Below are 20187 nucleotides of genomic sequence, written 5' to 3'. Positions count from 1 at the left end.
TCCCGGGCCCACCACGGGCGGGGGGTGGTTGGGTGGGCGCGCCAGCGAGCCGGCGCTTAGCGGTCGCCCGACGCTGTCGCTGACATGCAGGGCGTGGGCGGGCCCGGTGATGGTGATGATGCCGCGATGGTGCAGCCGGTGATGATAGGGGCAGACCAGCACGAGGTTGGCCAGCTCGGTGGGCCCGCCGTCTTCCCAGTGTCGGAGGTGATGAGCGTGCAGACCCCGGGTGGCCCCGCAGCCGGGAACCGCGCAGGTGCGGTGGCGGTGCTCGAGCACACGGCGAAGCCGGCGGTTGATCAGCCGAGTCGACCGGCCGGCGCCGATGACCTGACCGTCACGTTCGAACCACACCTCACACGTCGCGTCGCATGACAGGTAGCGGCGATCGGACTGCGACAACACCGGGCCCCGATGCAGCGCTGCGATGCGCGCCTCGATATCGAGATGCATCACGACGGTGGTGTGCTGCCCGTGGGGCCGGCGGGCCACCTCGGCGTCCCATCCGGTCTCGACCAGTCGCAGGAACGCATCAGCGGTGCTCGGCACCGGCGGCCCCTGATCGCACACCCGTTCGTCGTTGTCGCGATCGTGTTTCCACTCGGCGATCAGCGCATCAAGATGCGACGCCAACGCCGCATCGAACTTCGCCGCGTCGGTGTGCGGAAGCCGGATCCGCCAACAGCTGCCCTCGTCGTCGGAGGTCTTAGTGATCGAGCGCTGAGGTGTAGGCCGAAAATCGGGTTCGGGTCGCGGTTCCAACTTCACCGCGGTGCGCAGTTGATTAACCGTGGCCACTCCCGCCAATTGGGCGTAATGCTCATCGGAACCCTCCCCCGCCCCCGCCGCGATGACCCCGACCTGATCCAGCGACAGCCGGCCTTCGGCCATGCCCGCCGTGCAGCGGGGAAACTCCTCCAGCCGGCGCGCCACGGTGGTGATCGCGCGGGCATTTGCCGATGACCAGCCCAGCTTCCAGGCCACCAACGCCGGTACCGAGCGGGCGCCGGTGGCTCCCCACAGCTGGTCTCTATCAATCTCGGCGACGATGTCCACGATGCGCCCATCAATCGCGTTGCGCTGACCTGCTAGCTCCGCCAACTCCTCGAAGAGCACCTCAAGGCGCTCGGCAGGGCTGACCGCCGAGGCAAGGGAGGCGGTCGAGGACATGACCACATCATCGCAGGGGGGTACGACAAATCTCGGCCGCCCAATCCGCGCCCAGGGTGTTGACCACCATCATTTGCCAAGCGAGACAGCCTGATTGGCGCGTTCACGCCAGCAGGCTATCCACAGTCTCGGTTCTTTCAACAGGTTTGCCGACTGCGGCCGGGTTCGGCACGGAACCCGTCGGTGGCACGGCGCTAAATGGCTGCCAGATAGGGCCGGGCCGCAGCCGGTCCCCGCCGGACCCGCCGCTCTAACCGATCAGCACCGCGTAGCGCGGCTTGATCACCTCGTCGATGATTGCCAGCCGTTCGTCGAACGGAATGAACGCCGACTTCATCGCATTGATGGTGAAGCGCTCGAGGTCGCTCCATCCGTAGCCGAAAGCCTCGACGAGGCGGTGCATTTCCAGGCTCATCGAGGTATCGCTCATCAGCCGGTTGTCGGTGTTGACGGTCACCCGGAACCGGGATCGGGCCAGCAGATCGAACGGATGGTCCGCGATGCTCTTGGCCGCGCCGGTCTGCACGTTGGAGCTGGGGCACATCTCCAGCGGAATTCGCTTGTCCCGCAGGATCGATGCCAACCTGCCCAACCGCACACCACCGTCGTCCAAGACGTCGATGTCGTCGACGATCCGCACCCCATGGCCCAGCCGGTCCGCCCCGCAGAACGCGATCGCCTCGTGGATGGACGGCAAGCCGAAGGCCTCCCCCGCGTGAATGGTGAAGCGCGCGTTGTGATCTCGCATGTATTCGAAGGCGTCAAGGTGCCGCGACGGCGGGTTGCCGGCCTCCGCCCCGGCGATGTCGAAGCCGACGACTCCCTTGTCGCGGAAGCGGATCGCCAGCTCGGCGATCTCCCGTGACACCGCGGCATGCCGCATGGCCGTGACCAACAGGCGCACCACGATGGGCCGGCCGGCGGCGGCGCAGGCCTTCTCCCCGTCGGCGAAACCCGCGAGCACGGCGTCGACGATCTCGTCGAAAGACAGCCCGCGGTCGATGTGCAGCTCGGGCGCGAAGCGCACCTCGGCGTAGACCACCGAATCGGCGGCCAGGTCCTCCACACACTCGTAGGCCACCCGATGCAGCGATTCGGACGTCTGCATCACCGCGACCGTGTGCGAGAACGGCTCCAGGTAGCGCTCCAGCGAACCGCTGTGCGACCGGGTGCGAAACCAGGTGGCCAGCTCCTCGACGTCGGTGGCGGGCAGCCCGTCGTAGCCGATCTGGCCCGCGATCTCCAGCACGGTCGACGGGCGCAGCCCACCGTCGAGGTGATCGTGTAGCAGGGCCTTCGGCGCTTTTCCGATCTGCCGCAGATCCAAAGGTGTGGTCACGTGGCGATCCGATCGATGATCAGCGGCCTTGATGCCGGCGGCGTGCCCCCGACGCTCCAGGCGCCGTCCAGCTCGGCCATCGCGGCGCCCACCCGTTCGGGAGTGTCGGTGTAGAGGGTGAACAACGGCTCACCGGCCGCTACGCGTTCGCCGGGACGGCGGTGGATCTTCACGCCGGCGCCGAATTGCACCCGTTCGCCCGGGCGGGATCTGCCCGCACCGAGCCGCCATGCCGCCAGCCCCACTGCCATCGCGTCGATATCGCCCATTGTGCCGCCCCGGGTGGCGGTCACGGTCTCGGACCGCGCACCGATCGGCAACGGTATCGACAAATCACCGCCCTGGGCGGCGACGAGCCGGCGAAATCGGTCCATCGCGGTGCCGTCGCGCAGGGTCTGCGCGGGATCGGTGCCGTCGATCCCGGCGAGTTCGAGCATTTCGCCGGCCAGCCGTAACGTCAGCTCCACCACGTCGGGCGGCCCGCCGCCGGCCAGGACCTCCAGGGATTCGGCGACCTCGAGCGCGTTGCCGACGGCCGCGCCCAGCGGGGCGTTCATGTCCGTCAGCAGCGCGCGCGTGGGCACCCCGTGCGCGGCGCCCAGCTCGATCATGATGTCGGCCAGCTCGCGGGAGTCCGCCTCCGACGTCAGCAACGCCCCCGCGCCGGCCTTCACGTCGAGCACCAGCGCGCCCGCGCCCTCGGCCAGCTTCTTGCTCATCACCGAGCTGGCGATCAGGGGCAGGGACTCGACGGTGCCGGTGACATCGCGCAGCGCGTACAGCTTGGCGTCCGCGGGCGCCAGCTCGCCCGCGGCGAAGATCGCCGCGCCCACATCGACGAGCTGTTCGCGGACCCGCCCGTTGGACAGCTGGGCGGTGAATCCGGCGATGGATTCCACTTTGTCCAGGGTGCCGCCGGTGTGTCCGAGCCCGCGGCCCGAGGCCTGCGGCACCGCCGCACCGCACGCGGCGACGACGGGCAGCAGCGGCAGGGTGATCTTGTCCCCGACCCCGCCGGTGGAGTGCTTGTCCACGGTGGGCAGCGGCCGCCCGTCGCGGCGCAGGTCGCTGAAGTCCAACCGCTTACCGGACGCCAGCATCGCCGCCGTCCACTGGGCGATCTCGCCGCGGTCCATGCCGCGCAGGACGATCGCCATCAGCAGCGCCGCCATCTGCTCGTCGGCGACGCGGCCGTCGGTGTAGGCGTCGACGACCCACGCGATGGCGGCGTCGGACAACCTGCCGCCGTCGCGCTTGGTCCTGATCACCGTCGGCGCGTCGAATGCCGCGTCGAATCCGAAATCGGTCAAGAACGTTCCCGCGGAACCTCGGCGCCGAACGCATCGGGCAGCAGCTCGTCGAGCCGGCGGGACCCCGCCGGATGGTCGATCAGCAACTCGGGACCGCCGTGCTCCAGCAGCACCTGACGGCATCGCCCGCACGGCATCAGCGGGGATCCCTGCCCGTCCACGCATGCCAGCGCGACCAGCCGGCCCCCGCCGGTGGAATGTAGGGCGCACACCACACCGCACTCGGCACAGAGACCAAGGCCATATGAGACGTTCTCCACATTGCAACCGGTGACCACGCGGCCGTCGTCGACCAGTGCGGCGGCACCCACCGGGAATCGCGAGTACGGCGCATAGGCTCCAGCAGCCGCGTGGATCGCGTTGTCCCGCAGCATATTCCAATCGACATCTGGCATTTCGCAACCCCCGTTCACCGATGGGCTGACTCGTTGGGCCGGCTCAAGCAGCCACCCTAACTCCGACGCGACACGGCGTCTTGGCCGGACCGATCTCCTACCGCGGCCCATCGTTGCGGGGCTAAGCTCGGTTGCCCGGCTTGTTGACGAAGGCGGTGAGAACTTCAGTGAGTACACAGGCGACAACCGCGGATCCGGCCATATCGGCGTCGACACCCTCGCGCAAGCGGCGGCCGCCGCGAACCCTGTATCGGGGGGATCCCGGCATGTGGTCGTGGGTGCTGCATCGCATCACCGGTGCCACCATCTTCTTCTTCTTGTTCGTGCACGTTTTGGACACCGCCCTGGTCCGGGTCAGCCCGCAGGCCTACAACGAGGTGATCGCGACCTACAAGACGCCGATCGTGGGCCTGATGGAATTCGGCCTGGTCGCCGCGGTGGCGTTCCACGGCCTGAACGGAATCCGGGTGATCCTGATCGACTTCTGGGCGCAGGGCCCCCGCTACCAGCGGCTGATGTTCTGGACCGTTTGCATCGTCTTCCTGCTGCTCATGGTCCCGGTGGGAGTAACGCTGGGCATCCACATGTGGGAGCACTTCCGATGAGCAGCCCCGACCTTCAGCTCGGCTCCCTAAACCAAAGAGGCGAGATAGCGCCGGTGCACCAGCGCAGCCACGACCGTCCGGCGAGCCTGGACAATCCGCGCTCGCCGCGGCGTCGCGCCGGCATACCCAACTTCGAGAAGTTCGCGTGGCTGTTCATGCGGTTCTCCGGCGTCGCGCTGGTCGTCCTGGCCCTCGGGCACCTGTTCATCATGCTGATGTGGGACAACGGGGTATACCGCATCGACTTCAACTACGTGGCCCAGCGTTGGGCGTCGCCGTTCTGGCAGTTCTGGGACCTGGCGCTGTTGTGGCTGGCGCAACTGCACGGCGGCAACGGCCTGCGCACCATCATCGACGACTACGCCCGCACGGATCGCACCCGATTCTGGCTCAACAGCCTGCTGCTGCTGTCGATGGGATTCACGCTGGTGCTGGGCACCTACGTGCTCATGACGTTCGACCCGAATATCGGAGGCTGACCGGTGATCCAGCAACACCGATACGACGTGGTGATCGTCGGCGCCGGCGGTGCGGGAATGCGGGCAGCCGTCGAGGCCGGCCCCCGCGTGCGCACCGCGGTGCTCACCAAGCTCTACCCCACCCGCAGCCACACCGGGGCCGCCCAGGGCGGCATGTGCGCCGCGCTGGCCAACGTCGAGGACGACAACTGGGAATGGCACACCTTCGACACGGTCAAGGGTGGCGACTACCTCGCCGACCAGGACGCCGTCGAGATCATGTGCAAGGAAGCCATCGACGCGGTGCTCGACCTGGAGAAAATGGGGATGCCGTTCAACCGGACCCCCGAGGGCCGCATCGACCAGCGCCGCTTCGGCGGGCACACCCGCGATCACGGCAAGGCCCCGGTGCGCCGGGCCTGTTACGCCGCCGACCGCACCGGCCACATGATCCTGCAGACGCTCTACCAAAACTGCGTCAGGCACGACGTGGAGTTTTTCAATGAGTTCTACGCGCTCGACCTGGCTTTGACGCAGACCCCGAGCGGTCCGGTAGCCACCGGGGTCATCGCCTACGAGCTGGCCACCGGCAACATCCACGTCTTCCACGCCAAGGCCGTCGTGCTCGCCACCGGCGGTTCGGGCCGGATGTACAAGACCACCTCCAACGCGCACACGCTGACCGGCGACGGCATCGGCATCGTCTTCCGCAAGGGACTTCCGTTGGAGGACATGGAGTTTCACCAGTTCCACCCGACCGGGCTCGCCGGCCTGGGCATCCTGATCTCCGAAGCGGTGCGCGGCGAAGGGGGCCGGCTGCTCAACGGCGAGGGCGAGCGCTTCATGGAGCGCTACGCCCCGACCATCGTCGACCTGGCGCCCCGCGACATCGTCGCCCGCTCGATGGTGTTGGAGGTGCTGGAGGGCCGCGGCGCCGGGCCGCACAAGGACTACGTCTACATCGACGTGCGCCACCTCGGTGAGGATGTGCTCGAGGCCAAGCTGCCCGACATCACCGAGTTCGCCCGCACCTACCTGGGTGTGGACCCGGTGCACGAGCTGGTTCCGGTCTACCCGACCTGTCACTACTTGATGGGCGGCATCCCGACTACCGTCACCGGACAGGTGTTGCGGGACAACACTTCCACCGTCCCGGGCCTGTACGCGGCCGGCGAGTGCGCGTGCGTGTCGGTGCACGGCGCCAACCGGCTGGGCACCAATTCGCTGCTGGACATCAACGTCTTCGGTCGCCGGGCCGGCATCGCGGCGGCGGCATACGCCCGGGGGCACGACTTCGTCGACATGCCGCCGGAGCCGGAGGGGATGGTAGTCGGGTGGGTGGCCGACATCCTCTCCGAGCACGGCAACGAGCGGGTCGCCGACATCCGCGGCGCCCTGCAGCAGACGATGGACAACAACGCCGCGGTGTTCCGCACCGAGGAGACGCTCAAGCAGGCGCTGACCGACATCCACGCTTTGAAAGAGCGCTACTCCCGAATCACCGTGCACGACAAGGGCAAGCGCTACAACAGCGACCTGTTGGAGGCCATCGAGCTGGGCTTCCTGCTGGAACTGGCCGAGGTCACCGTCGTCGGCGCCCTGAATCGCAAGGAGTCCCGCGGCGGGCATGCGCGCGAGGACTATCCGAACCGCGACGACGTCAACTACATGCGCCACACCATGGCCTACAAACAGGGCACCGACCTGCTGAGCGACATCGCGCTGGACTTCAAGCCCGTGGTGCAGACCCGCTACGAACCCAAGGAACGGAAGTACTGATGGCTTTGGAACCAGGAGAGGTGTCGGACGCCGAAACTTTGGACCCGCCGCTGCCGCCGGTTCCGGAGGGCGCGGTGATGGTGACCGTCAAGATCGCCCGGTTCAACCCAGACCAGCCCGACGCCTTCGCGAAAACCGGTGGGTGGCAAAGCTTTCGGGTGCCCTGCCTGCCCAGCGACCGACTGCTCAACCTGTTGATCTACATCAAGAGCTACCTCGACGGGACGCTGACCTTCCGGCGATCCTGCGCGCACGGGGTGTGCGGGTCGGACGCCATGCGCATCAACGGCGTCAACCGACTGGCGTGCAAGGTGCTGATGCGCGACCTGCTCCCCAAAAAGCCCGGCAAGCCGTTGACCATCACGGTCGAACCCATCCGCGGGCTGCCGGTGGAGAAGGACCTCGTGGTCGACATGGAGCCGTTCTTCGACGCCTACCGCGCGGTGAAGCCGTACCTGATCACCACCGGCAATCCCCCGACGCGGGAACGCATCCAGAGCCCGACCGATCGCGCCCGCTACGACGACACCACCAAGTGCATCCTGTGCGCGTGCTGCACCACCAGCTGCCCGATCTTCTGGCACGAGGGCAGCTACTACGGCCCGGCCGCGATCGTCAACGCGCACCGCTTCATCTTCGACAGCCGCGACGAGGCCGCCGCCGAGCGCCTCGACATCCTCAACGAGGTCGACGGCGTGTGGCGCTGCCGCACCACGTTCAACTGCACCGAATCCTGCCCGCGGGGCATCGAGGTGACCAAGGCGATCCAGGAGGTCAAGCGCGCGCTGATGTTCACGCGCTAGCGCTGCCTCCGGAAAGCGCGTCACACATTCGGGGCCCGTCTCGTCTGAGGGGTATGACACAGAAAACACGCATCGAGCCCCTGCCCCCCAAGCGCGCCGGACTGCTGATCCGCGCGATGTACCGGGTCGCCAAGCGGCGCTACGGCCAGGTCCCCGAACCGTTCGCCGTGTCCGCGCATCATCGCAAGCTGATGATCGCCGGCGCCGTGCACGAGACCATGGTCGACCGGGCGTCGAAGACGCTCCCGGTCAGCGTGCGTGAGCTCGCGGTGTTGTGGACCGCGCGCGCGATCGGCTGCTCCTGGTGCGTCGACTTCGGGTCGATGCTGCAGCGCCTGGACGGCCTGGACATGGAGCGGCTGAAGGACATCGACAACTACGCCACCTCAGCGGCGTTCACGGACGACGAGCGCGCCGCCATCGCCTACGCCGACGCGATGACCACCGATCCGCACACCGTCACCGACGAGCAGGTCACCGACCTGCGGGCGCGCTTCGGCGACGCCGGAGTGTTCGAGCTGACCTATCAGATCGGGCTCGAGAACATGCGGGCGCGGGTGAACTCCGCCCTGGGCATCACCGAGCAGGGCTTCAACTCCGGTGACGCCTGCCGGGTTCCGTGGGCGGAGGGAAGCCAGGCCGAGCGCTGATTACCCGGACACGTATCCGGGCCGGTGACTTCAGCGGTCGAACTCGGACCCCGTCGAAAGGGGGAGACGATTTCCCCCACCCCATCCGGCTTTCACCCGATAGACCGACCAACATCATCGCGCAAGACTGGCCAATGAGCGGAGCCAAGCACCCCCCGCCATCCGCATTGAACTGACTTGGGAGAACCGAAATGAACTGCACCGCAACCCCGATGGGCAATGCCGGGCAGGCCAGGCACAAAACGCGCCGGACCGCGCGGTCATGGGCCGCGGCGACTGCGGCGTGGGTGCTAGCGGTTGCGGCGGCCGCGGCAGTCTGGCTGCCCATCGTGATGCCGGCGGCCGCCCACGCCGACACCTGCGGCAGCGTCGGCGGCCGCCACTGGTCGGTCAGCGGGTGCCCAGCCCCACCGGCCTACAATCCGCCGCCGCCAACGGATTACACCCCTAACGGGACCGTCTGCGCCCAGGGTGGACGGTGGTTCAGTTGGAGCGCCTGCAAGTAGCACGACGCCAATGGCTCGAGGGTCGTTGCATTTCGCGGCTCGGCAAATGAACATCGTTAATCAATGAGTACATCCGATCTCTACCGAGTGCGCCGGACGCACCGGCTTCGATCGCTGCGCGCAGGGTACGGGCTTCGTGTCGGCGTGGTGGCCATCATGGTCGGTGCGATGCTGGTGAGCACCGATCCCGGCAAATGGGTCAACGAGGGCGTCCTGGTCGCCCTGTACGCCACGATCGCGGTGACCGCGGCTGTCGTGGTGCTTTCTCCCCCAAGCCATCTGGTCACCGGCGACTGGTTCGTGGTGATCCTCACGCTCGTCGACATCGCGGCGGTGTGGTGCTTCAAGCTGATGTCGCCGGGTGGATACCTTCCCTTGCTACTGATGGCCCTGCTGCCGATGTTGGTAGCGACTGGAGTGTCGTGGCGGCCGACGGCGGTGGTGCTGGGGACGATCTACATCGCGTTCGCGATAGTACTGTTGCAAGACCCGGTGATTCGGCCGCGCATTGGGTGGCCCGAAACGATGCTGCTGCTGGCGATGTATGCATTCGTCTGTTCCGCGAGGTTGGTGGTGGCCGTGCTTCGGGCGAGGTACGAGGACGAAGTCGCCACGGTAACCGCGTCACGCGAGGAATTGCTCGCGGATACGATGACCTCTTCGGAGGCGCAGCGACGCCAGATCGCCGAAGCCATCCACGACGGTCCGCTGCAGGATGTGCTCGCCGCCCGTCGCGACATCTCCGACCTGCGCAAGACGACACCCGCGGCGCAGCTCGACCGCGCGGTGGCCAGCCTGCAGGAGGCGTCGCGGCGCCTGCGGGAGGCCACGTTCGAGCTGCACCCGGAGGTCCTCGACGAGGTGGGGCTTGGCGCCGCGGTGCACAAGCTGGCCTCGCTGACCGCGGAGCGATCGGGCATCGCCATCGCAACCGATATCGAGTATCCCGGCAACAACGCGATCGACCCGATGATATTTGGGGTGACTCGCGAGTTGCTGTCCAACGTGGTCCGTCATTCCCGTGCCAGCCGGGCCTCCGTGAAACTGGCGGTGGTCGACGACGCGTGCTGTCTCGACGTGGCGGACAACGGGATTGGGATCAGGCGCGACGCCGCGGCGCGCCGCCTCGCGGAGGGGCACATCGGCCTGGCGTCGCATCGGGCGCGGGTAGAGGCCGCCGGTGGCAGCATGCGTATCGTCGACGAACCCACCGGAGCGCACATCCACATCGAAGTCCCGCTGCGGGTGTAGCTAGAGCGCTCGGTCACTCCACCAATCGACGCCGCATCGCCTCGGCCACCGCGGCTCCCCGGTCGGAGACCTTGAGCTTCTCGTAGAGGTTCTGCACATGCGACTTGACCGTGCTGGGCGCCAGATGCAGCCGCGACGCGATCTGAGGAACCGACAACCCGTCGGCCATCATGCGCACCACCTCCTGTTCGCGCGCCGTCAACAGCGCGGACTCGCCTTTAGCCCGCTGCTGGAGTTCACCTGCCAGTGCACCGGACAGGTGGGTAGGCAGGTAACCGTCGCCGGCCGCGCATTTGAGGACCGCGGTGATGATCTCGTCGCTGTCGGACTCTTTGGTCAGGTAGCCCTTGGCGCCTTCGGCCAGGGCTTTGTACACAACCGAGCTGTCGTCGAAGGCGCTGAGCAGCACGATGCTGGTGGGCAGCGCGTCGCGGGTGACGGCGTGGACGACGTCAAGACCATTGAGTTCGGGCATCTTGTAGTCGAGCAGCGCCACCGCCGGCCGTAACTCGCGGATCGCCTCCAAAGCGGCTCTGCCGTCGGCCACTTCGGCGACAACCTCTACTCTTCCGCTTGAATTCAGCGCTCGTACCACGCCTTGTCTGGTCACCGGGTGGTCGTCGGCCACGACCACTTTGATCGGTTTTGAGGGGTAATTCATGGGTTGCTCCCGAAATGTCGCGTTGGTCCACCGGCCACGGTCGTATTCTTGCTCCTCACGGGGCCGCTTTCCCTGATTTCACCTCTACGCGATGCAAGTCCGGCCCTAGCTCGATGCGCCCACTGAACTGTGACCGCGCGCGAGCCCGCCAGTCGTCCTCCTGACCCGGCGCGACCGCGGGCACGCAGTGGGTCAGGACCAGCGTGCCGACACCGGCCCGCTCGGCGGTGCCGGCGGCCTCTTCGACCGATGAGTGATAGTCGCAGATGTCGCGGAGCCGCCGCAGCGGCAGGGCCTCGATGAGATCTTTGCGGATCACGGTGTGTACCAATGCATCAGCGCCGTCGGCCAGCTCGTCGAGGGAGGTGCACGGCACCGTGTCGCCGGCCAAGACGACCGACGCCGAATCATGCTCACACCGGAAGCCGATGGTCGGACACACTGGCCGGTGATCCGTCGGCGCGGCCTGGATGTGCACGTCGCCGCGGTCCCACACGATGCCCTCGGTGCATTCGCGGACGTCGACGGCGGGAGGACCGTTCAGGTCGGCGTGGTGCGCAATCCGATAGCCGATGTCGGCGCCGAATGCGGCGAGCGTCGCTTCGACCGCGGCTGCGGTCCCGGGCGGACCGATGATCGGCAAGGGTGCCGGTTCGGGCGTGAAGGTGCTCACCCATCGGGTGATCAGCACGTCGCCCAGGTCGGCGATATGGTCGCTGTGCAGGTGGGTGAGGAGCAGGGCGGTCAGCGCGTTCGCGCCGACGCCGATCGCGGCGGCACGCTGTAACACACCCCTGCCGCAGTCGATCAGAAACGTCTGACCACCCGCACGTAACAGGGTCGCGGGCCCGGCCCGCAGCGGATCGGGTATCGGGCTGCCCGTTCCAAGGAGAATAATTTCGATCACGCCCTAGATATGCCACACCGCGATTGCCCACGCAACGACGTGATTCGGGGGTCATGCGGCATGATCCCCGGCACTCCACGCGATCTGAACGCGGGTGTGAGCGGCGTCTAAGTTACTCTGCCGCAATATGTTTCGTGCTTCCCAGGAGGTGGCGTCAGTAGTCTCTGTGGCAACTGGCCGCGGTGTGGCTCTCCCCCATTAGGGGGAGAAAAGTTCCTCCACCAAATCCGGCGTTTAACGGAGCCGTGGCTTCTGACGGCAGGTGCCTGCTCGTCAGCGGGCCACGCCTCCTCGACCCGTGTGGACGGGTCGCTCCCGGCGGCCACAACACGCGCTAGCGGCACACACAGCGCGGCGCCGGCGAGGCCAACGACGAGGATGGAGACCGCCACCACCGGCGGACCGCCATGCCCCAGTCCGTATGCCGCCAGGAGGGGCGCGACGATCGCCGCCAGCGCCAGGGCCATGCCCCACACCCCGTGGTAGCGCCCACGATGCTCGGGCGGGGCGATCCGGTGGACGACGCCGGCGGCCACCACAAACCAGGCGATCTCACCGGGAGCACACGCCGCCGTCGCCAGGCTGAAGCCAAGTGTGGAATCCGCTACGACGGCGGTCGCCAAGCACCCGGTGGTCCATGCCGCTGCCGTGGCCAGAATGTCCATTCTTGGAAGTGCCGCAACTTGTCGGCTCAGCCACGGAGCGAGTAATGGCGTCAGCGCCATGACGGTCGATGCATTGGCCAGCTGCGTCCAGCCGTACGCACCGGCACCCAGGCCATGACGCGACATCAACATCGGCAGGGCGGCGAAGAAACCGATGGAGGCCGTCAATGTGGCGGCGCTGCTGACCAACAGCAGCATCAATCGGCGGTCCGAAAAAGCCCGACGGTAACCGGCTTTAGTGATCGCCGGTGGGCGGCGCACATCGGGCGGCATGCCGCTCAACGCGATCGCCGCGAAAAGCGCGAACGCCACGGCGTTGATCCAATACAGAGCGGGTACGCCGATCGCGTCTGCGAGCAGACCGCCGAGTCCGCCGCTGATCGCAGCGCCGGCGTTCGTCGTCCAACCCAGCCGCCAAGCGTCGACTTTCGCCCGCTTCCGAGGATCGGGAATTAGTTCGTTGATCGCTGCACTGAGCACCGGTCGCGGCGCGTCGAAGACCACCCCGACCAGCGCGGCCCCCACTACCAATGCCCCAGCCGTTTTTGCACCGGCCAGCAGCGCCGATGCCAGCCCCGCTAACAGCATCATGGCCGCCAGCGTGGATCGTCTTCCCAGCCGGTCAATCAGCCACCCGCAGAGTAGCTGGCCCACTACCCAGCCGACTCCGAACACCGCCAAAATCGTGCCCACGGTTCCGGACGCGTTCCCCCGCTCGGCAACGTGATATGCCATGAACGGATAGGCGAATCCCGCGGCGCGCACGAGCAAGTTGCCGGCCAGGAGGACCCCGATCACCGGCGGATACTCGTAGCGCCCCGGGGTATCACGCCTAGCGGCCGGGGATGCCGTCATCATTTCGTCCTTCACCAAAGGGCCACGCTCATGTCGGTAATCGACGGGCTTCGGTCACGAACGTAAGTCGCGAAAAGCGAGACGCTAATCCGCCGATCGGCCCTCAACCGCGGTGAACCGCGCTCCTGCGATTGAGCGTGTCTCCCCCGATTGGGGGAGAGCGTTTCATCCCCTGACTCCGCCAGAGACCCGACGGACAATCGGCGATCATGACGAAATAGTGGTGGTGACCCGAGCGAGTCACGCTCGGCAGACGAATGCCAGCGAAGCCGGAGCATCCATGAGCAATCCCAACGCCCCGACGCGGGCCCTGGTAACGGGCAGTTCCGGTCACCTCGGCGAAGCGCTTGTGCGCACCCTGCGTGCCCGCGGCGCCGACACCGTCGGGCTCGACGCACGGCCGTCGAAGTGGACCAATGTTGTTGGCTCCATAACTGATCCAGGGCTGACGCGCGAGCTCATGGCCGACGTGGATGTGGTGTTTCACACCGCCACGCTGCACAAGCCACAGCTGGCATTCGTGCCGCACCAGGCATTCTTGGACACCAATATCGGTGGCACGCAGACGCTTCTGGATGCGGCCGTGGCGGCCGGCGTTCGCGCATTCGTGATGACATCATCGACGACGGTGTTCGGTGACGCGCTCGTGCCGTCGCCGGGGCGGCCCGCGGAGTGGATCGACGAATCCGTGACGCCGATTCCCAAGAACATCTACGGCGTCACCAAGGCCGCCGCCGAGGACCTCTGCCAGTTGGCGCACCGCAACGACGGCCTGCCCTGCGTGGTGCTGCGCGTCGCGCGATTCTTCGCCGACGGCGACGACATGCCACACGTTCACGACGGACGCAGCGACGACAACGTGAAGGCCAACGAGTACGCGTCACGCCGGGTCGCGCTCGAAGACGCCGTCGACGCGCACCTGAAAGCGGCGCAGCAGGCGCCGAGTCTGGGGTTTGGGCGCTACGTCATCGCGGCCACCACACCGTTCACGCGTGACGACATGGCCGAGTTGCGAACCGACGCGGAGTCGGTGTTCGCGCGCCGCGTGCCGGTGGCCGCGGCCGCGTGGAGAGAACGCGGCTGGCGGTTCCCAGACCGCCTGGACCGTGTGTACGTCAACGCCAGAGCGCGCCAAGAGCTGGACTGGCACCCGCGGTTCGATCTGGACGCGATCGCAGCGAGAGTCGCACGCGGCGACTCCGTGCGGACGCCGTTATCACAACTCGTCGGGGTAAAGGAGTACCCGAGCAGTTCGTACCATTTGGGGGTCTTCCACCCAACGAGCGGGCAAAACCGGGCTCGGGCGTGTCGCGATGAGCTCGCTAATGTCAAGTGCCACAACCACTCACAGGCCATCGCGGCCCTCGCCGGCTGAATTGTCGGCTGATTCGTCGGCTGATTTGTCCTACCGTCAACGGCGCACGCCCTGATGCCGCGCGTGGATCAACGCGACCTCGTGATCGAGTAGGTTGCCCCGGCGCGTCTCGGTCGTCGTAGCAGCATGAGGCTCGCTGATGCCCCGAAGCCTCATGCAGTCGTGAGTGGCGGTGATGAGACACATTGCACCCGACGGGCGTAGCCGGTCGGTGATGGCGTCGACCACCTGGCAACCGATCCGCTCCTGGACCTGCAGCCTCCGCGCATAACCGTGCACCACCCGCGCCAGCTTCGACAGCCCTACGATTCGCTGACCGGGCCCGGGTCGGTACGCGACGGTGGCGTGCCCGCTGAACGGCAGCAGATGGTGTGCGCAGGTGGACATCAACGTAATGCCCTCTACGATCACCAGCCCGGGTTCCTGCGGCGCCGGAAATACGCGGCCGAGGTGGTCGGCGGGATCCTCGCAATAGCCGGCGAGCATGTCTCGCCACGCTCGCGCCACGCGGCCGGGAGTATCGGCGGTGTGATCGTGCTCATCGACGTCCATCGCTACCAGGAGCGCCTTCACAGCGACCTCAGCGTCGGCGAGATCCATAGCTCGCTTCCTTTCGTCAGGCGGATACGGCGTTTTTGCGACAGCCGGACGTTGCGGTCTCCCACACCTCGATGTAGGAAAGTCCGGGAATGCGCAGCCGCTGCCAGATCCAGCAGGCGACGTTCTCGCACGTCGGATTCTCAATGAAGTGATTCAGCGCACTGTGGTCGAGCTGATCTAGCACGGGCTTGATCGCGCACTTGATCTCGGCGAAGTCAACGACAAATCCGGTGTGCGAGTCGGGGATTCCCTTAACGCCCACAACCACTTTGTAGCTATGACCGTGAAGGAAACCGCATTGGTGACCCGCTGCAACGTTCGGCAGAAAATGCGCGGCCTCGAAAGTGAATACCTTGAACACCTCGATTGCAACGCTCGTAGGGACTTGCCCATTCGCCAGCGCGGGATGTCCTGAGGTCTTCATTTGGCTTGACAGATGAGCTATGTCTGCAAGGGACGACGTCTTTGGCATACCGAGAACGTAAGGCCCGCTTCCGGTCTGAACCATCCAACCGTTGCGGGTTTGGGCGGTGGAAGCCGGCTCCTGCGATCGGTGGAGCGCACAGCTTTTTGTTAGCCGGCGGCCGGCGTGCGGATGACCACCGTGGGGCGGAATCCATATTTTGGAACGACGTTGCCGTTGCCGTTGGCGTTCGCCGCCAGGCCCGTTATCGGCATTGCGGACACGCCCGGGGGCCCGCTACTCGGAGGTGGGGTGAAGGGTGTGCTGCCCAGAGCCGAGGCCATAGGGCTTGTCGCCGACGACGTGGCCCAGCTCGGCGGCACCGAGAGCGGTCCAATCGACGTCGCCCGACCCAGACCCGCCGACGCCGCGCCCGCGCCGGCCCCCAGACCCGCCGATCCCGCAACGCCCGCGACGGAAGGCAGGCCTCCGGGAGCTGCCGTAGCCGGAGCACCCGCGACCGGCGCCGCGCCGTTCACGAGCCCGCCCATGGTGCCGATTGTCGCCATGCATGAACTCAGAACCGACGAAGCCGATGCGGCAACCACACCGATGTTGGCCACGACGTCGAGAAGGTAGTACAGGGGGTGATTCGTCGGGTCGGGCGACGCGAGCCGCTGAAGCGCGTGCGGAACCGCGGAGATTACTCGCGAGCCCTTCGACATGATCGTGTGCGCGTGTGTTCCCGCCACCGGGCCGGCGGGGTGGGTGATCGGTGGCGGCGGGGTGAACGGTGGCAACGTCGCGGCCGCCGCCGACGCGCTGGCGTAGCCATACATGGCACCAGCATCCTGGGCCCACATCTCGGCATATTGCGCTTCGGCGGCCGCGATCGCCGGGGTGTTCTGCCCGACGATGTTGGTAGCAATCAGCGCCATCAGCGCGGCCCGGTTGGCCGCGATCACCGACGGAGGAACCGTCATCGCGAACGCTGCCTCATACGCGCCGGCGGCGGCCTGGGCCTGGGTGCCCGCCTGCGCCGCCTGGGCGGCGGTGGCACTCATCCACGCGAAGTAGTGTGTGGCCGCCGACGCCATCGATACCGACGCGGAGCCTTGCCACGGCCCGCCGGTCAGTCCGGAGATCACCGAGGCGTACGACGCTGCCGTCGCATGCAAGTCGGCGGCCAACCCATGCCAGGCGGCCGCGGCCGCCAGCATCGGACCCGGCCCCGGGCCTGCGTACATCCTGGCGGAGTTAATTTCCGGCGGTAGTGCTGCGAAATCCATCGCTCGACCGTCTAGCCGGTGTATTGCGAACCACGTACCTACGGTGCCCAGGCGATTTCGACATTCGTATCGGCCGACTGGCCAGAATTGAGTACGGGTCCCTACCCCCCAATCGACGGATCCCATACCGCGGGCCGGCGCTGAGGTGGCGGCATGCGCGTCTGGGTTTCGATCCGATCCGCGACGACGGCGAGGCATACGCGAAAACGTTGCGCGCCAACGGAATCCCGGTGGCCTTCACACGTCAGGCTGACCTACCCGACGCCTACCTCAACTTCGTCGGCCTCGCCAGCCAGTGCGCTGTGGGCCGAGGGAAAACCACGGCGCGCGCTGATCAAGGCTCGGGCGTGGGTGCGATCTCGATGTACGTGGTGGGGATATCGAACGCCGCGCTGCCCTTGTCCAGACTGCGCTCGAACAACTTCATCGGCAGGCTCCAGTTCGACGCGATCACCTTGTCCGCGTGCGCATGTTCGGACTCGGGCAGAATCCTGGCCGCGCCGGCCACCGCCTGCCCTTTCGGCTTGCCGCGAAGACTGCTCGGCACCACCACTACGCGCGGATTGTTCTTGATCCGCTTGACCTTTCCGGTGGAGCCGTCCGTTCGGACGTAGATCTTCCCGTCGGCGACACCGTGATTGATCGGGCTCGGCATCGCCTCGCCGGAACGCTTGAACGTCACCAACAGGATTTGCCGCGTCTTCTCGAAACCCGTGAAGTCCTTACCTTGCGGACTACTGGCGCCGACGTCGAAGGCGCTGCGGTGCCGCATCTTGTCCATACCGCGGAACATCAACTTGCCCATCGCCTCGGCGACGCTGCCGGCCATCTACCCTCTCCAATCCCCTCTTGACTCCACTGACTTACCGCCGCTCACGCCGCAGCGGAGAGCCGGTGAACTTGTCGGGGTTGGCGATATCCCATAGGGCACAGACCTTTCCGTCGCGCACCGTCATCGCCATCACCCTCGGACACATCTCGCGGTAGCCGTCGCTGGCCGGGAACCCGGCCGTGTAGATGCCGAGCTCGCCGTTGACCAGCCCCAGCTGATAGGCCGTGTAAAAATCGGGGCCGTAGCGGCGGGCCAGGCCGAGCATGAACCGGACGACCTTGTCGGGCCCGTGGATAACGTGAACTGCCGTGGGCGCCTTGCCATTCGAATCGCCGGTGAACGTCACGTCGGGATGCAGCAGCGCCACGACGGCCTCCACGTCGCCGGCGGACATGGCGGCCATCAGCTGGCCAACCACCTCGTTGTGCGACGGGTCGGGCTCGGGAGGCGGTTCGGCGCCTGGACCGTTCAAGGCCTTACGGGCCCGCGACGCCAGCTGCCGGGCGGCGGCCTCGTTGATCCCCAACACCTCGGCCACTTCCGCGAAGGGCACCGCGAACCCGTCGTGCAACACGAACGCGACCCGCTGATCGGGAGTCAGCCGCTCGAGCACCACCATCGCCGCGAACCGAGCGTCCTCGGCGGCCACCACCGCGGCCAGCGGATCGGGTTCTTGAGCATCCAGGAAACCGGTGACCACCGGCTCGGGCAGCCAATTTCCGGTGTAGGTCTCGCGGCGATGCGCGGCCGACCGCAGCTTGTCCAGCCCGAGCCGGCTGACCACGGTCGTCAGCCACGCGCGCAGATCGGTGATCGCGCCTGCGGTCTCGGCGGAATCCCAGCGCAACCAGGCGTCCTGGACGATGTCCTCGGCGTCGGCCACCGTTCCCGTCAGCCGGTAGGCGACCGACAGGAGATGCGGCCGCAGCTCTTCGAACTCACTGACCTGCTGCGCTGCGGTCATATCGCGAGCCTAGCGTTACGCTCGCGGCGATGACCGAACACCTCTGGCTGCATTTCACCCGGCACGGCCCCCACTTCACGCCGCCGATCATCACCCGCGGCGAGGGCGTCACCATCTTCGACGACCGCGGCAACAGCTACCTCGACGCGCTGTCCGGTCTGTTCACCGTGCAGGTCGGCCACGGCCGCGCCGAACTGGCCGAGGTCGCGGCCCGGCAGGCGAGCACCCTGGCGTTCTTCCCGCTGTGGGGCTATGCCACCCCGCCCGCGATCGAGCTCGCCGAGCGCCTCGCGCGCTACGCGCCGGGCGACCTCAACCGGGTCTTCTTCACGACCGGGGGCACCGAGGCCGTCGAGACCGCATGGAAAGTGGCCAAGCAGTATTTCAAGCTGACCGGAAAACCCGGGAAACACAAGGTGATTTCGCGATCGGTCGCCTATCACGGCACCACCCAGGGTGCGCTGGCGATCACCGGGCTGCCGTTGTACAAGGCGCCCTTCGAGCCGGTGACGCCGGGCGGTTTCCGCGTGCCCAACACCAACTTCTATCGCGCACCGGAACCGTTCGACACCGACCCGAAAGCCTTCGGGCAGTGGGCCGCCGACCGGATCGCCGAGGCCATCGAGTTCGAGGGCCCGCAGACCGTCGCGGCGGTTTTCCTGGAACCGGTGCAGAACGCCGGCGGCTCCATCCCGCCGCCCCCGGGCTATTTCGAACGGGTCCGCGAGATCTGCGACGAGTACGACGTGCTGCTGGTCTCCGACGAGGTGATCTGCGCGTTCGGCCGGATCGGCTCGATGTTCGCCTGCGACGACTTCGGCTACGTGCCCGACATGATCACCTGCGCCAAGGGCATGACGTCGGGCTACTCACCGATCGGCGCGATGATCGCGAGCGAGAAGTTGTTCGAGCCCTTCGACGACGGCAAGACGATGTTTCCGCACGGCTACACGTTCGGCGGTCATCCGGTGTCGGCCGCCGTGGCGCTGGCCAACCTCGACATCTTCGAGCGCGAGGGGCTCAACGATCACGTCAAGACCCACGCCCCGGCATTTCGCGCCACCCTGGAGAAGCTGTACGACCTGCCCATCGTCGGAGACGTTCGCGGCGAGGGCTACTTCTACGGCGTCGAACTGGTCAAGGACCAGGCGACCAAGCAGACCTTCACCGACGACGAACGTCGGGCGCTGCTGGGCCGCGTCTCGGCGGCGCTGTTCGACGCCGGGATGTACTGCCGCACCGACGACCGCGGCGATTCCGTCATCCAGCTGGCCCCGCCGCTGATCAGTGGCCAGGCCGAGTTCGACACGATCGAATCCATCCTGCGCACCGTGCTCTGCGACGTGTAGTCGCGCGTAGTCGCCCGAGAT

19 protein-coding genes and 1 pseudogene are annotated in these 20187 nt (G+C 66.9%); 8 read left to right on the top strand and 12 right to left on the bottom strand.

What is annotated here, in order from left to right; translation table 11 throughout:
- From ACQI5H_RS03350 to ACQI5H_RS03335, 4 genes are all read right to left on the bottom strand, one after another.
- Window positions 1-1170, bottom strand: a 1170-nt coding sequence (locus ACQI5H_RS03350) for an HNH endonuclease signature motif containing protein (RefSeq protein ID WP_427077974.1), incomplete at its 3' end; no start/stop codon positions are given.
- A 250-nt stretch (window positions 1171-1420) separates the two neighbouring features.
- Entirely contained in the window at window positions 1421-2509 is a 1089-nt protein-coding gene (locus ACQI5H_RS03345; protein WP_427077973.1) for an adenosine deaminase, read from the bottom strand.
- Entirely contained in the window at window positions 2506-3819 is a 1314-nt protein-coding gene (locus ACQI5H_RS03340; protein ID WP_427077972.1) for a thymidine phosphorylase, read from the bottom strand. The genes ACQI5H_RS03345 and ACQI5H_RS03340 overlap by 4 nt, the downstream gene beginning before the upstream one ends.
- Complete coding sequence (locus ACQI5H_RS03335) at window positions 3816-4214, bottom strand: cytidine deaminase (protein ID WP_427077971.1); 399 nt, start codon at window positions 4212-4214, stop codon at window positions 3816-3818. Before ACQI5H_RS03335 ends, ACQI5H_RS03340 begins: the two co-directional genes overlap by 4 nt.
- A gap of 266 nt (window positions 4215-4480) precedes the next feature.
- Between ACQI5H_RS03335 and sdhC the strand changes: the two genes are divergently transcribed.
- The 6 genes and pseudogenes from sdhC to ACQI5H_RS03305 all read left to right on the top strand — a co-directional run bounded on the left by sdhC (window position 4481) and on the right by ACQI5H_RS03305 (window position 10266).
- Window positions 4481-4819: a succinate dehydrogenase, cytochrome b556 subunit gene (gene sdhC / locus ACQI5H_RS03330; RefSeq protein ID WP_427078007.1), complete on the top strand. Its 339-nt coding sequence runs from the start codon at window positions 4481-4483 to the stop codon at window positions 4817-4819.
- Window positions 4816-5298, top strand: coding sequence for a succinate dehydrogenase hydrophobic membrane anchor subunit (locus ACQI5H_RS03325; RefSeq protein ID WP_427077970.1), 483 nt, complete (start codon window positions 4816-4818; stop codon window positions 5296-5298). The genes sdhC and ACQI5H_RS03325 overlap by 4 nt, the downstream gene beginning before the upstream one ends.
- 3 nt (window positions 5299-5301) lie before the next feature.
- A complete protein-coding gene (sdhA, locus tag ACQI5H_RS03320; RefSeq protein WP_427077969.1) occupies window positions 5302-7056 on the top strand; it encodes a succinate dehydrogenase flavoprotein subunit in 1755 nt (584 codons plus the stop codon).
- Entirely contained in the window at window positions 7056-7859 is an 804-nt protein-coding gene (locus ACQI5H_RS03315; protein WP_427077968.1) for a succinate dehydrogenase iron-sulfur subunit, read from the top strand. The genes sdhA and ACQI5H_RS03315 overlap by 1 nt, the downstream gene beginning before the upstream one ends.
- A 17-nt stretch (window positions 7860-7876) precedes the next feature.
- Window positions 7877-8509 (top strand): annotated as a pseudogene (locus tag ACQI5H_RS03310) (carboxymuconolactone decarboxylase family protein); the annotation flags it as partial.
- Window positions 8510-9078: 569 nt separating this feature from the next.
- Window positions 9079-10266 (top strand): sensor histidine kinase, encoded by a 1188-nt coding sequence (locus ACQI5H_RS03305; protein WP_427077967.1) that lies wholly within the window; start codon window positions 9079-9081, stop codon window positions 10264-10266.
- A 13-nt stretch (window positions 10267-10279) separates the two neighbouring features.
- Here ACQI5H_RS03305 and ACQI5H_RS03300 read toward each other — a convergent pair whose 3' ends face one another.
- The 3 genes from ACQI5H_RS03300 to ACQI5H_RS03290 form a co-directional block, all read right to left on the bottom strand.
- A complete protein-coding gene (locus tag ACQI5H_RS03300) occupies window positions 10280-10927 on the bottom strand; it encodes a response regulator (RefSeq protein WP_427077966.1) in 648 nt (215 codons plus the stop codon).
- 55 nt (window positions 10928-10982) lie between these two features.
- The gene (locus tag ACQI5H_RS03295) at window positions 10983-11834 is read right to left on the bottom strand and encodes a ribonuclease Z (protein WP_427077965.1); all 852 of its coding nucleotides are present in this window, start codon (window positions 11832-11834) and stop codon (window positions 10983-10985) included.
- A gap of 107 nt (window positions 11835-11941) precedes the next feature.
- On the bottom strand, window positions 11942-13354 hold the full coding sequence (locus tag ACQI5H_RS03290) for an MFS transporter (RefSeq protein WP_427077964.1): 1413 nt from the start codon (window positions 13352-13354) through the stop codon (window positions 11942-11944).
- Between the two features lie 280 nt (window positions 13355-13634).
- Between ACQI5H_RS03290 and ACQI5H_RS03285 the strand changes: the two genes are divergently transcribed.
- On the top strand, window positions 13635-14729 hold the full coding sequence (locus ACQI5H_RS03285) for an NAD-dependent epimerase/dehydratase family protein (RefSeq protein ID WP_427077963.1): 1095 nt from the start codon (window positions 13635-13637) through the stop codon (window positions 14727-14729).
- Between the two features lie 36 nt (window positions 14730-14765).
- On the opposite strand, the gene folE is transcribed toward ACQI5H_RS03285, so the two are convergent.
- The 5 genes from folE to ACQI5H_RS03260 all read right to left on the bottom strand — a co-directional run bounded on the left by folE (window position 14766) and on the right by ACQI5H_RS03260 (window position 18817).
- A complete protein-coding gene (gene folE, locus ACQI5H_RS03280; protein ID WP_427077962.1) occupies window positions 14766-15329 on the bottom strand; it encodes a GTP cyclohydrolase I in 564 nt (187 codons plus the stop codon).
- Window positions 15330-15345: 16 nt separating this feature from the next.
- Window positions 15346-15801, bottom strand: coding sequence for a 6-carboxytetrahydropterin synthase QueD (queD, locus tag ACQI5H_RS03275; protein WP_427077961.1), 456 nt, complete (start codon window positions 15799-15801; stop codon window positions 15346-15348).
- Window positions 15802-15902: 101 nt separating this feature from the next.
- A complete protein-coding gene (locus ACQI5H_RS03270; protein WP_427077960.1) occupies window positions 15903-17021 on the bottom strand; it encodes a PPE family protein in 1119 nt (372 codons plus the stop codon).
- 334 nt (window positions 17022-17355) lie between these two features.
- On the bottom strand, window positions 17356-17850 hold the full coding sequence (locus tag ACQI5H_RS03265; RefSeq protein WP_427077959.1) for a PPOX class F420-dependent oxidoreductase: 495 nt from the start codon (window positions 17848-17850) through the stop codon (window positions 17356-17358).
- A gap of 34 nt (window positions 17851-17884) precedes the next feature.
- On the bottom strand, window positions 17885-18817 hold the full coding sequence (locus ACQI5H_RS03260) for a sigma-70 family RNA polymerase sigma factor (RefSeq protein ID WP_427077958.1): 933 nt from the start codon (window positions 18815-18817) through the stop codon (window positions 17885-17887).
- 29 nt (window positions 18818-18846) lie between these two features.
- Here ACQI5H_RS03260 and ACQI5H_RS03255 point away from each other — a divergent pair, with 29 nt between their 5' ends.
- A complete protein-coding gene (locus tag ACQI5H_RS03255; protein WP_427077957.1) occupies window positions 18847-20166 on the top strand; it encodes an aspartate aminotransferase family protein in 1320 nt (439 codons plus the stop codon).
- Window positions 20167-20187: the final 21 nt, after the last annotated feature.

Origin of the sequence: Mycobacterium heidelbergense (assembly GCF_050205645.1) — a bacterium.
Taxonomy (GTDB): Bacteria; Actinomycetota; Actinomycetes; order Mycobacteriales; family Mycobacteriaceae; genus Mycobacterium; species Mycobacterium heidelbergense_A.
Note: the sequence above shows the minus strand (reverse complement) of the source record. Positions and strands in the feature narration are given on the sequence as shown.

Excerpts from the sequence above, each read along its gene's own strand:
- ACQI5H_RS03335 (WP_427077971.1), bottom strand. The coding sequence starts at position 4,214 with ATGCCAGATGTCGATTGGAATATGCTGCGGGACAACGCGATCCACGCG.
- sdhC (WP_427078007.1), top strand. The coding sequence starts at position 4,481 with ATGTGGTCGTGGGTGCTGCATCGCATCACCGGTGCCACCATCTTCTTC.
- ACQI5H_RS03325 (WP_427077970.1), top strand. The coding sequence starts at position 4,816 with ATGAGCAGCCCCGACCTTCAGCTCGGCTCCCTAAACCAAAGAGGCGAG.
- ACQI5H_RS03315 (WP_427077968.1), top strand. The coding sequence starts at position 7,056 with ATGGCTTTGGAACCAGGAGAGGTGTCGGACGCCGAAACTTTGGACCCG.
- ACQI5H_RS03305 (WP_427077967.1), top strand. The coding sequence starts at position 9,079 with ATGAGTACATCCGATCTCTACCGAGTGCGCCGGACGCACCGGCTTCGA.
- ACQI5H_RS03300 (WP_427077966.1), bottom strand. The coding sequence starts at position 10,927 with ATGAATTACCCCTCAAAACCGATCAAAGTGGTCGTGGCCGACGACCAC.
- ACQI5H_RS03290 (WP_427077964.1), bottom strand. The coding sequence starts at position 13,354 with ATGACGGCATCCCCGGCCGCTAGGCGTGATACCCCGGGGCGCTACGAG.
- ACQI5H_RS03285 (WP_427077963.1), top strand. The coding sequence starts at position 13,635 with ATGAGCAATCCCAACGCCCCGACGCGGGCCCTGGTAACGGGCAGTTCC.
- folE (WP_427077962.1), bottom strand. The coding sequence starts at position 15,329 with ATGGATCTCGCCGACGCTGAGGTCGCTGTGAAGGCGCTCCTGGTAGCG.
- queD (WP_427077961.1), bottom strand. The coding sequence starts at position 15,801 with ATGCCAAAGACGTCGTCCCTTGCAGACATAGCTCATCTGTCAAGCCAA.
- ACQI5H_RS03270 (WP_427077960.1), bottom strand. The coding sequence starts at position 17,021 with ATGGATTTCGCAGCACTACCGCCGGAAATTAACTCCGCCAGGATGTAC.
- ACQI5H_RS03265 (WP_427077959.1), bottom strand. The coding sequence starts at position 17,850 with ATGGCCGGCAGCGTCGCCGAGGCGATGGGCAAGTTGATGTTCCGCGGT.
- ACQI5H_RS03260 (WP_427077958.1), bottom strand. The coding sequence starts at position 18,817 with ATGACCGCAGCGCAGCAGGTCAGTGAGTTCGAAGAGCTGCGGCCGCAT.
- ACQI5H_RS03255 (WP_427077957.1), top strand. The coding sequence starts at position 18,847 with ATGACCGAACACCTCTGGCTGCATTTCACCCGGCACGGCCCCCACTTC.